The sequence below is a fragment of the Comamonas sp. GW821-FHT11H03 genome, assembly GCF_058807955.1.
Genome location: NZ_JBXARF010000002.1, coordinates 139381 through 153797, shown reverse-complemented (window position 1 = coordinate 153797; position 14417 = coordinate 139381). Strand labels below are relative to the sequence as shown.

Genomic DNA, 14417 nt, shown 5'->3' with positions numbered 1-14417 from the left:
ATCAGAACCGGTAGCCCAGATTCACGTACCAGCTGCGCCCCGGCATGGGCAGACCGTCGGCCAGCTGATACCACTTGTCGCCCAGATTGGCCACGCCGAAGTCCAGCGTGGTGTCCGGGCGCGGCAGATAGCGCGCACGCAGATTGGCCACGCCGTAGCCGGCCATCTGATAGACCTGTGCCTGTCCGCTGGCCGACAGCGGCACCTTGCGGCCCTGTTCTGCCTCCAGCTCGGCACGCAGCTGCCACTGGGCCTGCGGACTCCATTGCAGCGCTGCCGTCAGGCGCTGGCGCGGCGTGTCCGTCAGCGTGATGCTGCGATCGCTGAGATTGGTGCGGCTCAGATAGGTGTAGCCCGCATGCACAGCCCATTGGGCCGACAGCTGCTGCGCCAGCGACACCTCAAAACCGACATTGCGCGTGCGTCCCACGTTCTGCGCCTGGTTGCAGGTCTTGCCGCCGCAGGCCGTGGAGTCCACAACCATGGTCTGGATCTGGTCGCGCACCCGGCTGTAGAACACGGCCGCCTGTCCCTTGCCGCCCTGCCAGGGCTTGCCGCTCAGGCCCAGCTCCAGATGGCTGGCCACCTCGGGCTTGAGGTCGGGGTTGGCCAGGGCCGTTCCCATGCGTGCCGAATAGCGGTCCTTGATGGTCGCAAAGCGGCTCTTGTGCGAGGCAATCAGATAGACCTCGTCGCCCTGGGCCGTGAGCGCATAGCTCAGGCGTGCCAGGCCGTTGGTGGCGCTGGTGGAGCCCGTGGGCCACTGGTAGACCTGCCTGGCATCGCGCTGGTCGTGGCTCAGGCCCAGCGTCAGGCGCCAGCGCTCGGCCAGGGCGATGTGATCCTCGAGCACCAGCGAGGTGGTCACATCGCGGTAGTGCTTCTGCGGGTCCTTCGCGTCGGTGTGCTCGTCCTGCTTGTAGTGGAAGGCCGCATGCAGCTCATGACCGGAGAAGGCGTAGTTGACCCACTCCACGCTGGCACCCTTGCTCACATCCTTGTAGCTGCTGGTCGGGTCGTGGGCCGTGTAGCTGGCGTCCTTGTACATGTCGAGACCGTTTTTGTAGGTGTCGTGGTAGAGGCGGGTCTTGAGCACATTGCTGCCGTTCAGACGGGTGGTGCTCAGGAAATACAGGCTGTCCTTGTTCCAATAGGGCCAGCGCCAGTAACGCACGGCGTTCTTCTGCGTGGACTGGCCGGTGTAGACCGGGTTGCCCTTCTCGCCTTCCTGGCGCACATAGCCGATGGCATATTCGTCCGTGGCATTGGGCGTGAGTCCGAGCTTGAAGGACAGGCGTTTGTCGGTGCGGTCCGCGTTCTCGCGCTTGCTGCCGGTATCGGTGGGCTGCTTTTTGTAATCCCTGAAGCCCCGGGGCAGAGGAAAGCTGTCAGCCTCCAGGTAGGAGGCGCCCAGCTGGTAGTACCAGTTGCCCTGGTTGCCCCCCAGGTTGAAGCTCGCCCTGCGCTCGCCACCGCTGCCCACTCCGAGGCGCACGTCGCCCTCGAAGGGCTTGACCGGTTTGCGCGTGACCAGATTGACGGCGCCGCCCAGCGTATTGGGACCGTACAGCAGCGAGGCGCCGGCCTTGGCCACGTTGATCTCGGCCAGGTCGAAGGTGGTGAAACGGCCCAGATCCACATAGCCGTCATAGGGCACATACAAAGGCACGCCGTCTACAAAGATGGGCACCTGGCGCGAATCGAAGCCGCGCAGATTGATCATTTCCTCGTTGCGGATGTTGCGCGAGAGGCTCACGCCGGGGAGATTGCGCACGGCATCGGCCACGGTGCCGGCGTTGCTGCGCTCCATTTCGGCACTGGATACACGCTGCATGTCGCCGGCCCCGAGCTCCTCGGCCTCGCGCCGCACGCTGACTTCCACCGTACCCAGCGTGAAGGTCTGGCTCGCGGCTTCGGCTGCGCCCGCAGTGGCCACCTGGGCCCAGACCGTACCCATGGGCATGACGGCCAGGGCAGCCCAGAGCCAGCTGCGGCGGAGAACAAAATTCGGTGGATGGAGCGAGGAAACCGTGGAGTGCAATGACATGGCGCGGGCTGGAATTTGTTGTCGAATGTAAAAAACCGTCGATTCTATCCACCGCTATTCATTTTTGGAATAACGATCGGCAAACAGTCTCCATAACCCGCACGGCATACACATTCCATGAAAAAGGCCACCCGAGGGTGGCCTTGCATCAAATGCCTTGCAGCTTCAAACGCAGCTGATTGCCACGGCCTTGGCCACCAGATAGGCCTCCAGCGCCTCAGGGCCGCCTTCGGAGCCGTAGCCCGAATCCTTGATGCCGCCAAAGGGCAGCTCGGCCGATGGCAGGGCCGGCTGGTTGATCCAGAGCATGCCGGCTTCCACATCCTGAGACAGCTGGTGCGTCGTCTTGAGCGAGCGCGTGAAGGCATAGGCCGCCAGGCCATAGGAGAGGCGATTGGCCTCCTGAATGGCCTCTTCGATCTTGTCGAAGCCGCGAATCGCCGCCACGGGGCCGAAGGGCTCCTGGTTGAAGATATCGGCCGTCAAGGGCACGTCGGCCAGCACCGTGGGGGCAAAGAAGTTACCGGCAGACCCAAAGGATTCGCCGCCCGTCATCAGCTTGGCACCGCTTTGCTCGGCGTTCTGGATCAGCTGGGTCAACGCCGTCACGCGGCGCGGATTGGCCAGCGGGCCCATCTGCGTGCCCTGCTCCAGGCCGTTGCCGACCTTCAATGCCTGGGCATGGGCGACCATCGCACGCGTGAACTCCTCGCGCACGCTGTTGTGCACCAGAAAGCGTGTGGGCGAGATGCAGACCTGGCCCGCATTGCGGAACTTGGCTGCGCCTGCGGCCCTCACGGCCAGTTGCACATCGGCATCCTCGGCCACGATCACGGGGGCATGGCCGCCGAGCTCCATGGTGGAGCGCTTCATGTGCAGGCCGGCAAGCGCCGCCAGCTGCTTGCCCACAGCCGTGGAGCCCGTGAAGGTCACCTTGCGGATCACAGGGTGGGCAATCAGATATTCGGAAATCTGCGCGGGGTTGCCATAGACCAGGCCCACGACACCGGCAGGAATGCCGGCATCGACGAAACACTTGAGCAGGGCGGCGGGGGAAGCCGGAGTTTCCTCGGGCGCCTTGACCAGGAAGGAGCAGCCCGAAGCCAGGGCCGCACCGATCTTGCGCACGATCTGGTTGACGGGGAAGTTCCAGGGCGTGAAGGCGGCGACCGGGCCCACGGGCTCCTTGATCACCAGCTGCTGCTGCTCGGTGCGACGCGAAGGCACGATACGGCCATAGACACGCAAAGCCTCGTCGGCAAACCATTCGATGATGCCGGCGCCGGCAATGATTTCCACCTTGGCCTCGGCCAGCGGCTTGCCCTGCTCCTGCGTCAGCAGCGCGGCGATCTCGTCGGCGCGTTCCTTCAGCAAGGCCGCGGCACGGCGCATGATGGCGCCGCGCTCATGGGCAGACACCTTGCGCCAGACCTGAAAGCCCTTGTCGGCCGCCGCCAGGGCGCGGTCCAGGTCGGCAATATCGGCATGGGCCACGCGGCCAATCACCTCGCCCGTGGCCGGGTTGCGCACATCAATTTTCTTGCCGCTGGCAGCGTCCTGCCACTGACCGTCGATCAAAAGCTGGGTATCAGGATATGCAGTGCTCATCGCATGACTCATAGGTGTCGGCCGCCGCTATCCCCCTGCAGACTGGCGCGGCCGGGTGTGACAAATGTTCAGGGGTTGCCGGACAAATTCTAGTCATGCGGGCTCGGCACTCAGACAAAAGGGGGACAGCTGTCAGCAATCGACCTCATGCACCCACGGCCCGGCGTCGCTCCACCTGCTCCACCTGCTCCACCTTCTCCATCAATCCGCCCAGGCCATCGCCGTACGATGCGGCAAGACCGACGACGTCGCCCACCACGAACACGCAGGGACTGCCCAGTCCGCTGCATGCCAGCGCCTGCGTCATCTGCCCCAGCTCGGTCAGGATCTGCTGCTGTGCAGGCAGGCTGGCGTTCTGGACCAGAGCTACTGGCGTAGAGGCCGGCAGTCCGCCGGCCAGCAACTGCTGCTGGATGACGGCGGCAGTGGCAACGCCCATGTAGATCACCAGCGTCAGCCCCAGCATCCGGGCCGTGCCGGCCAGCAGCTGCCAGTCATGACCGGCACTGCCTGGCTTGGCGTGACCGGTGATGAACACCACGCCATGGGCATGGTCGCGATGGGTCAGCGGAACGCCCAGGCTGGTGGCGGCGGCCAGCCCGGCGGTGATGCCGTTGACCACTTCGACGGCTATGCCCGCCATGCGCAAATGCTCGACCTCTTCGCCGCCCCGGCCGAAGATGAAGGGATCGCCCCCCTTGAGGCGCACCACCAGCTCGCCCTGGCGGGCCGCCATGATCATGAGCTTTTCGATGAATTCCTGCGAGGTGCTTTCGCGCCCGCCGCGCTTGCCCACGTGAACGACGCGGGCGCCTGCGCTGGCGAGCTTCACGATGTCGGCCGACACCAGGTCGTCGGCCAGCAGCAGCGTGGCGGACTGGATCAGTCTCAGCGCCTTGAGCGTGAGCAGCTCCGGATCGCCGGGGCCGGCACCGACCAGATAGCAACGGCCCACGGGCGACAGGGAAGTGGCATGGCTGTTTGTCATGGCTGGCCTTTCATATGCATTGCCGGACATCGGAATCTAGGCAGCAACCGGCAGGGCTGCCGACTGCGGCGCAGGCGTCGCATGCACCAGTTGTTTGATCCTGGGAATGCAGGAGCCGCAGCGCGTGCCGCAACCCAGGCAGGACTTGAGCTGGGCGAGTCGCTCGTCGGCGCTGCCCTCGCACGTGGCCAGCGTCGAGCTGATGCTGGCCTCATCCACATTCATGCAGGCACAGATCTGTGGCGACCGGGCCGGCATGGCGGCGGGCGGCCTGGCCCCCGAGGACAGCAGCAGACGCCCATAGCTTTGCACCGATTGCTCGTCGCGCAGTACCGGCCCCAGCCAGCGGCCGGCACTGGCATCACCGCAGAGCAAAAAGGCATCGAGCCTGGGCTCCTCGGTCTGCCGGCCTATCGCCATGGCCCGGCTGCATTGGCGGCGCGCGTCGGCATAGCGCATGGCCTGCGGGCCATCGAGCTGCAGCAGGCCATGCAGCCGCGCCAGCACCTGGGCACTGGGCTGCGCATAGGCCGCTGCGCGGAACTGCACGCCGGTGCGGCCCTGATCCGCTTTTTCCAGCGGCACGGCGCGCCCGAACAGCACGCAGCTGGCAAAGTCAAATTCGGCCATCAATTCGGTCAACGCCTGGCGAACCGACTGCACCTGCTGCTCATCCAGCCAGGCCATGCCCAGACAGGTCCAGGGCAGCTCGGCCTTGAGCAGCCTGACGGCCACATGCTTGAGCTCGGGCTGCTTGGAGCGCGGGCAGCGCTCGGGCGTGGTCAAGGCGTTGACGCCCGCAAGCCGCTGTCCCTTGGAGCCCAGACCGCTCAGATACATGCTGCCCCAATGCATGGGCAGATACAGCTGTGCGGGCTGCAGCCCCCCTTCCTCCTGCACGGGCAGCACGATGGCGCCATAGCGGTTGGACAGGTGGACCAGGTCGCCCTCCTGCAGCTGCAGCCGCTGCATATCCTGGGGACTGACCTGCAACTGCGGTTCGCCGGCATGCGCGAACAGGCGCCCCAGCTGGCCGGTGCGCGTCATGCCGTGCCATTGATCGCGCAGGCGGCCGGTGTTGAGACTGAACGGATGCCGCGCATCGCGCGGCACGGCCACCGTCTGCCAGGGCTGCGCATCAAAGCGTGCACGCCCGTCCTCGGTCGCAAACACCGCATCGCCATACAGACGCTGCCGGCCCTGGCTGGCGCCTTGAGGCATGGGCCACTGCTGGGGCCCCTTGACCTCCAGCACCGCCCAGCTCAGACCCGTGATATCCAGATCGCGTCCGCGTGTGGACTCGCGATGCTCGTTCCAGATGGCTTCGGCACCCGCTTGCGGGTTCGCCGTGTCATAGGGAAACAAGCTTGGCTGCGAGGGCCGCAGATGCTGCTCCAGACGCCGCGCCAGCTGCACGCCTATCTGCCAGTCATGGCGCGCCGCACCCGGTGCGACCACGGCGGCGCGCACTCGCGAGATGCGCCGCTCGCTGTTGGTGACCGTGCCCAGCTTCTCGCCCCAGGTGGAGGCCGGCAGCAACCAGTCGGCATAGGCCGTGGTCTCGGTCGCGGCAAAAGCCTCCTGCACCACCACCAGCTCGGCGCGCTCCAGCGCCCTGCGCACCATGGCCTGTTCGGGCATGCTTTGCGCGGGATTGGTGCAGGCAATCCACAAGGCCTTGATCTGGCCGTCGGCAGCGGCCTCGAACATCTCCAGCGCGGACTTTCCGGGCTGCGCGGGAATCGACTCCACTCCCCATAGCCGTGCCACTTCGGCCCGATGCTCCGGCTTGGCCAGATCACGATGCGCGCTCAGCAGATTGGACAGCCCGCCCACCTCGCGCCCGCCCATGGCATTGGGCTGGCCAGTCAGCGACAGAGGCCCGGCGCCGGGCCTGCCGATCTGGCCCGTCGCCAGATGCAGATTGATCAGCGCCGCATTATTGGCCGTGCCGCTGCGGCTTTGGTTCAAGCCCTGGCAGTACAGGCTGAGCGTGGGACGACGCGCGCCCGTCGGCTCCTGGGCACCGCCCAGCGCCATCCAGCGCGCCGCCCGGTACAGGTCCGCCACGGGCAGGCCGCAGATGGCAGCGACCCTCTCGGGCGTGGCTTCGCGCACCAGCTCCTTGAGCGCTGCAAAGCCACTGGTGTGCTGCGCGATGAAGGTGCTGTCCGTCCAGCCCTCCCACAGCATGATGTGCAGCAGACCGTGAAACAGCATCACATCGCTGCCCGGCTGCAGCGGCAGATAGAGATCGGCCAGCTCTGCGGTTTCGGTACGGCGCGGGTCGGCCACGATGATCCTGAGCTGCGGGTTGCGCGCCATGGCCTCTTCCACACGCCTGAACAGAATCGGATGCGCCCAGGCCATATTGCTGCCCGTGATGAACATGCAGCCGGCCAGGTCTATGTCCTCGTAGCAGGCCGGTGGCGCATCGGCGCCCAGCGTGGCCTTGTAGCCAGCCACGGCGCTGCTCATGCACAGGCGCGAATTGGTGTCGAGATTGTTGGTGCCCAGCAGGCCTTTGACCAGCTTGTTGAAGACGTAGTAGTCCTCGGTCAGCAACTGCCCGCTGAGATAGAACCCCAGCGCATCGGGCCCATGTGCGGCGCGAATGCCGACGATACGCGCAGCCAGTTCATCAAGGGCCTGATCCCAGCTCGCGGCCTGTGGTGCGGATGTCCGCTCCAGCCTGCGCATGGGCTGCAGCAAACGGGCCTGCTGCGCATAGGCGGGCGCGGCCGTCAGATGCAGGGTGCTGCCCTTGGTGCAAAGACGGCCCAAGTTGGCAGGATGCTCGGGATCGCCACGCACGCCGGTAATCTGCAGGCCATCGGACTCGATGACCACGCCGCAGCCGACACCGCAATAGGGGCAAGTGGACCTGGTTTCGTTCATGGCGTCCCCAGACAGATGCAGCGGCGTTCATGCTCACAGCAACGCGGACCGCCGAAGGCGAGTCCGCAGCCCACGCCGCAGCAGGGACAAGTGGATCGGGTCTCATGCATGGCAGACTTTCAGTGAAATTGCACCGCAGCGCGCGACTATCAGGCGCATGCTGCTACTCAATTCATACCCATCAAGACGCTAGGCGGCAGCACAGCCGGACCTGGCGGCGCAATGCGCAGGACCGGCATGCGGGCGGGTCTGCTCCAGGGCGCGGCTGGCCAGTTCATCGGCGTGCAGCTGCACTTCGCCGTCCTGCACACGTACGCTGAAATAAGGCGTGCAGCCTTCATCGGGCGCTGCCGCCTCGCCGCTGCTCAGCGCAATCGTCCAGTTGTGCAGCGGGCAGGCCACGCTGCGCCCGAACACAATGCCTTGCGACAGCGGCCCGCCCTTGTGCGGGCAGCGGTCCAGCAGCGCGAACACCTCGTTGTCGGCATTGCGGAATACGGCCACATCCAGCCCTTGCGCACGCGCCACGCGGCGCGCTCCCAGCACAGGGATGTCGTCCATCGTGCAGATAGAAATCCATTCGCTCATTTGCATCTCCTAAGCTCCCCCTGAGCCGCTTTGCGGCTTCCCCCTCTCTCGCTTCGCGGGAGGGGGACGACGGCCTCACTACGGGGCGGCCGGGCCGCCCAGGCCCTTGCTCGCCGTCCCTTGGCTATGCCGCGCCAGGTTCGTAAACTGCTGAAAAATTGAAAGAGGTTCTCGGTTTCAGGCAATAACTGACACACCAGCGGGCAAAGCCTGGAACTGCCGCACATCCACGGACGCCTTGTCGGCCTCGAACCAGGGATCGGGCTCGCCGTCCAGTGCAAACTGCAGCTGCTCCCACAGCGCCCTGCGGCCCTCGGCATCGTCGAGAATGCGTCGCTTGACATAGTCCAGACCCACGCGATTGATGTAGTGCACCGTGCGCTCCAGATACCAGCCTTCCAGGCGGTACAGCTGCATGAAGGCACCCGTGTACTCCATCACCTCTTCGGCGGTCTTGAGCTTGGTGAAGAAGTGCGCCACCTCGGTCTTGATGCCGCCGTTGCCGCCCACATACATCTCCCAGCCCGAGTCCACGCCGATGATTCCCACATCCTTGATGCCGGACTCCGCGCAGTTGCGCGGGCAGCCGCTGACGGCGAACTTCACCTTGTGCGGGGCGTACATGCGCCACATGGCGCGCTCCAGGTCCTTGCCCATCTGGGTGCTGTCCTGCGTGCCCATGCGGCACCATTCGCTGCCCACACAGGTCTTGACCGTGCGCAGCGCCTTGGCATAGGCATGGCCGCAGGGCATGCCGATATCGTTCCAGACGGCCTGCAGATCCTCCTTCTTAACGCCCAGCAGATCGATGCGCTGGCCGCCCGTGACCTTCACGGTGGGGATCTGGTATTTGTCCACCACATCGGCAATGCGGCGCAGCTCGGCAGCCGTGGTCTCGCCGCCCCACATGCGCGGAATCACGCTGTAGCTGCCGTCCTTCTGGATATTGGCGTGGCTGCGTTCGTTGATGAAGCGGCTTTGCGGGTCGTCCCTGGCTTCCTTGGGCCAGGTGCTTACAAGATAGTAGTTGACGGCCGGACGGCAGGAGGCACAGCCATTGGGCGTGCGCCACTCCATGAAGCGGAACACCGCATCCGTGCTCAGCAGCTTGTGCTCAGCGATCGCATCGCGCACGGCCTGGTGCCCGTGATCGGTGCAGCCGCACATGGCCTTGGTCTTGGGAGCTGCCGAGTAGTCGCCGCCCGCCGTGAACATGATGATCTGCTCCACCAGTCCCGTGCAGGAGCCGCAGCTGGCACTGGCCTTGGTGTGCTTGCGCACATCGTCGAGCGTGAACAGGCCCTTGTCCTTGATGGCCTTGCAGATCGCGCCCTTGGTCACGCCGTTGCAGCCGCAGACCTCGTCGCCGTCGGCCATGGCCGCAGCCTTGCTCTGCCCCTGGTGGCCGGTGTCGCCGAGATTGGATTCGCCAAACATCAGCTTGTCGCGGATATCGGCCACGCTGCGGCCCTCGCGCAGCAGCTTGAAGTACCAGCTGCCGTCCACCGTGTCGCCGTAGAGGCAGGCACCGACCAGCTTGTCGTCCTTGATGACCAGCTTTTTGTAGACCCCCGCATAGGGGTCGCTCATGAGAATTTCCTCGGTGTCGCCGCCGCCCTGGAAATCGCCTGCAGAGAACAGATCAATGCCCGTGACCTTGAGCTTGGTCGAGGTCAGCGAACCCAGGTAGCGGCCGATGCCGAACTCGGCCAGATGGTTGGCCAGCACCTTGCCCTGCTCGAACAGGGGCGCCACCAGTCCGTAGGCAATGCCTCGGTGTGCCGCGCATTCGCCCACGGCATAGATGCGCGGATCGGTCACGGTCTGCAGCGTATCGCTGACCACGATGCCGCGACTCACATGCAGATGCATGGACTCGGCCAGTTCGGTGCTGGGCCGGATGCCCACGGCCATCACCACCAGCTCGGCCGGGATCTCGCTGCCGTCCTTGAAACGCACGGCGCGCACGCGGCCACTGCGCCCTGCGTCCTCGTCGCCCAGCAGCTCCTGCGTCTGCGCCTGCATGCGGAACTGCATTCCGCGCTCGGCCAGCGACTTCTGCAGCATGCGGCCCGCCTGATCGTCGAGCTGGCGCTCCATCAGCCAGTCGCCGACATGCACCACGGTGACCTGCATGCCGCGCTTCATGAGGCCGTTGGCCGCCTCCAGTCCCAGCAGGCCACCGCCGATCACCACCGCATGCTTGAGTGTCTTTGCCGCTTCGATCATGGCCTCGGTGTCGGCAATGTCGCGGTAGGCCAGCACGCCCTCCAGGTCCTTGCCCGGGATGGGCAGGATGAAGGGCTTGGAGCCCGTCGCCATGATCAGGCGGTCGTACTCGGCGCTGGCACTCTCGCCCAGGGCATTGACCGCATGCACCGTGCGCCGGGCCCGGTCGACCGCCGTCACGGTATAGCCGGCGTGCAGCAAGATATGGTGGTCCTGGTACCAGGACCAGTCGTTGAGCACGATATCGCCGAGCGTCTGCTCGCCGGCGAGCACGGGCGACAGCAGAATGCGGTTGTAGTTGGGATGCGGCTCGGCGCCGAAGACCGTGATGTCGTACAGATCGGGGGCAATGGCCAGCAGCTCTTCCAGCGCACGCACGCCTGCCATTCCGTTACCAATCATGACCAGTTTGGATTTTTTCATCTGAGTCCCCGTGGGCATTTGCAAAGCCAAAAAAAAGACGTCTGCGCGCTTCATGACTTGCATGAACGCGTAGACGTCTTTGTCTGTGGGTTCTGGTCCAGCCTTGCACCATCCCCCGGTGACCCACCTTGGCCACGCTGAACAACACGCAATTGCTGTGCCAGCTTTTCTCAGCCTGCAAAGGCTATTCCATCCCGCGGCATGCACTGCTTTTGTGCATGGCCGCTTTATTGCTGTGCAAGACAAACATGGCGCCCCAAGGCGCCATGCAGCTTGAAATAGAAAAGGCTCAGGCCGCTTTTTCCACGTGGCCCTGACGCGTGTAGAGAAAGTCGATCACCGCCTTGCGGTAGCTTTGATAACGGGCATCTTCAGCCAGTTCCACCCGGCTGCGCGGGCGCGGCAATGCCACATGCAGCACCTCGCCAATCGTGGCTGCCGGCCCGTTGGTCATCATCACGATCTTGTCGGACAGCAGCACGGCCTCGTCCACATCGTGCGTGACCATGACCACGGTGCTGTGGGTGCGAGCCACGATCTCCAGCAACTCGTCCTGCAGCTTGGCACGCGTCAGGGCGTCGAGAGCGCCGAAGGGCTCATCCATGAGCAGCACCTGCGGCTCCATGGACAGCGCGCGCGCAATGCCCACGCGCTGCTTCATGCCGCCCGAGATTTCGCCGGGGCGCTTTTGCGCCGCATGGCTGAGGCCCACCATGGCCAGCGCCGCATCGGTGCGCTGCGCCAGCTGTGCCTTGCTTTCGCGCTTGCCGAAGACTCGCTCCACGGCCAGGTGCACATTGCCCCAGCAGCTCAGCCAGGGCAGCAGCGAATGGTTCTGGAAGACCACCGCACGCTCGGGGCCGGGGCCCTTGATTTCCTTGTTGGCACACAGCAATGCGCCGCCCGTGGGAATGGTCAGGCCGGCAATCAGATTGAGCAGCGTCGACTTGCCGCAGCCCGAGTGCCCGATGAGACTGACGAACTCGCCCTTGGCAATGTTCACATTGATGTCGCGCAGCGCGGGAAACAGTCCCTTGGCTGTCTTGAAGGTCTGCTCCACCCCGTGGATCTCGATGTACTTGGTGCTGAGAGATGTATGCATGAGGTACTCCTTGCTTTTTTCCGAGGCCACCGTGGCGCCGGCTTTGCCGGGCCACCGGTGGTGCCCCATTGAGGGGGTGACGCGCCCGAGGGCGCGGCTCAGGGGTGGGTTAAGTCTTGACCTCTTCAAACGTAAAGGCCGAAGCCAGCTTGACCAGAGCCCACTCCAGCACCAGGCCCACGATGCCGATCACGAAGATGGCGATGATGATGTTCTTGACGTTGAGGTTGTTCCACTCGTCCCAGACCCAGAAACCTATGCCCACCCCGCCCGTCAGCATCTCGGCGGCCACGATCACCAGCCAGGCCGTGCCCACGGCCAGGCGCACGCCGGTCAGCATATAGGGCAGCACCGCCGGAAACAGAATGGTGGTGGCGATCTTCCACTCCGACAGATTGAGCACGCGCGCCACATTCATATAGTCCTGGGGCACACGCTGCACGCCCACGGCGGTGTTGATGACCATGGGCCAGATCGAGCAGATGAAGATGGTCCAGATGGCTGCCGGATTGGCGCCCTTGAACACCAGCAGGCCGATCGGCAGCCAGGCCAGCGGCGACACCGGACGCAACAGGCTGATCAGCGGGTTGAACATGCGCGACAGAAAGCTGAAGCGCCCGATCACGAAACCCAAAGGGATGCCGACCAGTGCCGCCAGACCGAAACCCAGGGCCACGCGCTGCAGCGAGGACAGTACATTCCAGCCCACGCCCTGGTCATTGGGTCCGTTGCGGTAGAACGGGTCGCTGAACACCTGCAAGGCCTGCTCCCAGGTCTCGGCCGGGGTCGGAATGCTCTTGCCGGTGGTGCTGGAGACCAGCGACCACAGGCCGACCAGCAGCGCCAGCCCCAGCAGCGGCGGCAGGGCCTGACCAAATAGCTGCTCAGCCCACTGGCGCAAGCGGCTGGGTGCCACCGCAACCGCAGCCGTGACTATCGCCTTGGGTTTGATATCTTTTTGCACTTCAGCCTTTACAAGTTCTGTGCCAGCGGCTATCTCTTTTGAAGCTTCGAGCAGCGCATCATTGGCCGCCTGGGCTGCCAGCTGCGGATCGTGCGGGGGGTCGAGTTCGAGCGGTGATTGAAGGACGGCACTGACCATGATGGTTCTCCGTGAAGGTGGCGGCCTCAGGCGGCCTTGATCTTGAAGCTGTCGGCGTACTGGGCAGGGTTCTTGCCGTCCCACACCACGCCGTCGATCAGCTTGCTGGTGCGCAGTACATCCTTGGGCACGCTGACCTTGAGCTGGCTTGCCGCCTGCTGGTAGAGGTCGATGCGGTTGATCTGCCTGGCCACGGCCAGATAGTCGGGATGAGCCTTGAGCAGACCCCAGCGCTTGTGCTGGGTGAGGAACCACATGCCGTCCGACAGATAGGGGAAGTTCACGGCCCCGTCGTTGAAGAACTTCATGTGGTTGGGGTCGTCCCAGGTCTTGCCCAGGCCGTTCTGGTAGCGGCCCAGAATGCGCTGGTTGATGGCGTCCACACTGGTGTTGATGTAGGACTTCTGGGCCACGGTCTCGGCCATCTTCGTCTTGTTCTGCAAGCTGGCGTCGATCCAGCGGCCGGCCTCCAGAATCGCCATCATCACGGCGCGGCAGGTGTTGGGGTTCTTCTGCGCGAACTCGCCCGTGGTGCCCAGCACCTTCTCGGGGTGATCCTTCCAGATGTCCTGCGTGGTATTGGCGGTGATGCCTATGCCGTCCATGATGGCGCGATGGTTCCAGGGTTCGCCCACGCAGAAGCCATCCATGTTGCCCACACGCATATTGGCCACCATCTGGGGCGGCGGCACGGTGATCAGCTTGGCCTCGGATAACGGGTTGATGCCCGCAGCCGCCAGCCAGTAATGCATCCACATGGCATGGGTGCCGGTGGGGAAGGTGCCGGCGAAGGTGTATTCGCGCTTTTCCCTGGCCATCACCTTGGCCAGGCTGGCGCCGTCGACCGCGCCCTTGTCGGCCAGGGCCTTGGACAGTGTGATCGCCTGGCCGTTGTTGTTCAGGCTCATGAGCACCGCCATGTCCTTCCTGGGGCCGCCCACGCCCAGGTGCAGGCCGTAGACCAGGCCGTAGAGCACATGGGCGAAGTCCAGCTCGCCGTTGACCAGCTTGTCGCGCACGCCGGCCCAGCTCGCCTCCTTGCTGGGGACGATCTTCACGCCGTATTTCTGATCGAAGCCCAGCACCGAGGCCATGACCACGCTGGCGCAATCGGTCAGCGGGATGAAGCCGATCTTGACCTCTTTCTTCTCCGGCGCGTCGGAGCCTGCGGCCCAGGCGCCATGGTGGCCCAGCGTGCCATAGAGGGCGGCGGCACCGGCCACGCGCAGAAGCTCACGCCGGCCGCCGGCAGATACGGGCTCGGGCACAGGAGCAGTAGACGAAGGAAGGCGCTGGCTCATGAGAAAACTCCATCAAGAATCGTGGTGAAGGCGATCCGGAAAACAAAAAGGCGCCCTTCCCTCCTCGGGTGTGAGGAGAAAAGGACGCCGTTGTCCCAGGTCACTCGTAATAACGCTTTAAGCGCGACCGC

Annotated in this window: 9 protein-coding genes; all 9 read right to left on the bottom strand. The window is 64.7% G+C overall.

Going from position 1 to position 14417, the window contains the following annotated elements:
- Position 1: 1 nt before the first annotated feature.
- The 9 genes from AC1RTQ_RS05155 to AC1RTQ_RS05115 all read right to left on the bottom strand — a co-directional run bounded on the left by AC1RTQ_RS05155 (position 2) and on the right by AC1RTQ_RS05115 (position 14286).
- Positions 2-1963 carry a TonB-dependent receptor plug domain-containing protein gene (locus AC1RTQ_RS05155; RefSeq protein ID WP_492874970.1) on the bottom strand — a complete coding sequence of 654 codons (1962 nt, stop codon included), beginning with the start codon at positions 1961-1963 and terminating at the stop codon, positions 2-4.
- A 249-nt stretch (positions 1964-2212) separates the two neighbouring features.
- Positions 2213-3655, bottom strand: coding sequence for an NAD-dependent succinate-semialdehyde dehydrogenase (locus AC1RTQ_RS05150; RefSeq protein ID WP_492874600.1), 1443 nt, complete (start codon positions 3653-3655; stop codon positions 2213-2215).
- Positions 3656-3800: 145 nt separating this feature from the next.
- A complete protein-coding gene (gene cobA / locus AC1RTQ_RS05145) occupies positions 3801-4643 on the bottom strand; it encodes a uroporphyrinogen-III C-methyltransferase (protein WP_492874599.1) in 843 nt (280 codons plus the stop codon).
- Positions 4644-4679: 36 nt separating this feature from the next.
- Positions 4680-7541: a nitrate reductase gene (locus AC1RTQ_RS05140; protein WP_492874598.1), complete on the bottom strand. Its 2862-nt coding sequence runs from the start codon at positions 7539-7541 to the stop codon at positions 4680-4682.
- A gap of 189 nt (positions 7542-7730) precedes the next feature.
- Positions 7731-8129 carry a nitrite reductase small subunit NirD gene (gene nirD, locus AC1RTQ_RS05135; RefSeq protein WP_492874597.1) on the bottom strand — a complete coding sequence of 133 codons (399 nt, stop codon included), beginning with the start codon at positions 8127-8129 and terminating at the stop codon, positions 7731-7733.
- A gap of 177 nt (positions 8130-8306) precedes the next feature.
- A complete protein-coding gene (gene nirB / locus AC1RTQ_RS05130) occupies positions 8307-10781 on the bottom strand; it encodes a nitrite reductase large subunit NirB (protein WP_492874596.1) in 2475 nt (824 codons plus the stop codon).
- A 289-nt stretch (positions 10782-11070) separates the two neighbouring features.
- Entirely contained in the window at positions 11071-11883 is an 813-nt protein-coding gene (locus AC1RTQ_RS05125) for an ABC transporter ATP-binding protein (RefSeq protein ID WP_492874595.1), read from the bottom strand.
- 109 nt (positions 11884-11992) lie between these two features.
- Complete coding sequence (ntrB, locus tag AC1RTQ_RS05120) at positions 11993-12985, bottom strand: nitrate ABC transporter permease (RefSeq protein WP_302092337.1); 993 nt, start codon at positions 12983-12985, stop codon at positions 11993-11995.
- 26 nt (positions 12986-13011) lie between these two features.
- Positions 13012-14286 (bottom strand): CmpA/NrtA family ABC transporter substrate-binding protein, encoded by a 1275-nt coding sequence (locus AC1RTQ_RS05115; RefSeq protein WP_492874594.1) that lies wholly within the window; start codon positions 14284-14286, stop codon positions 13012-13014.
- Positions 14287-14417: the final 131 nt, after the last annotated feature.

What these genes read in the sequence shown, in the direction of transcription:
- AC1RTQ_RS05155 (WP_492874970.1), bottom strand. Translation starts at nt 1,963, where the DNA reads ATGCCCATGGGTACGGTCTGGGCCCAGGTGGCCACTGCGGGCGCAGCC.
- AC1RTQ_RS05150 (WP_492874600.1), bottom strand. Translation starts at nt 3,655, where the DNA reads ATGAGCACTGCATATCCTGATACCCAGCTTTTGATCGACGGTCAGTGG.
- cobA (WP_492874599.1), bottom strand. Translation starts at nt 4,643, where the DNA reads ATGACAAACAGCCATGCCACTTCCCTGTCGCCCGTGGGCCGTTGCTAT.
- AC1RTQ_RS05140 (WP_492874598.1), bottom strand. Translation starts at nt 7,541, where the DNA reads ATGAACGAAACCAGGTCCACTTGCCCCTATTGCGGTGTCGGCTGCGGC.
- nirD (WP_492874597.1), bottom strand. Translation starts at nt 8,129, where the DNA reads ATGAGCGAATGGATTTCTATCTGCACGATGGACGACATCCCTGTGCTG.
- nirB (WP_492874596.1), bottom strand. Translation starts at nt 10,781, where the DNA reads ATGAAAAAATCCAAACTGGTCATGATTGGTAACGGAATGGCAGGCGTG.
- AC1RTQ_RS05125 (WP_492874595.1), bottom strand. Translation starts at nt 11,883, where the DNA reads ATGCATACATCTCTCAGCACCAAGTACATCGAGATCCACGGGGTGGAG.
- ntrB (WP_302092337.1), bottom strand. Translation starts at nt 12,985, where the DNA reads ATGGTCAGTGCCGTCCTTCAATCACCGCTCGAACTCGACCCCCCGCAC.
- AC1RTQ_RS05115 (WP_492874594.1), bottom strand. Translation starts at nt 14,286, where the DNA reads ATGAGCCAGCGCCTTCCTTCGTCTACTGCTCCTGTGCCCGAGCCCGTA.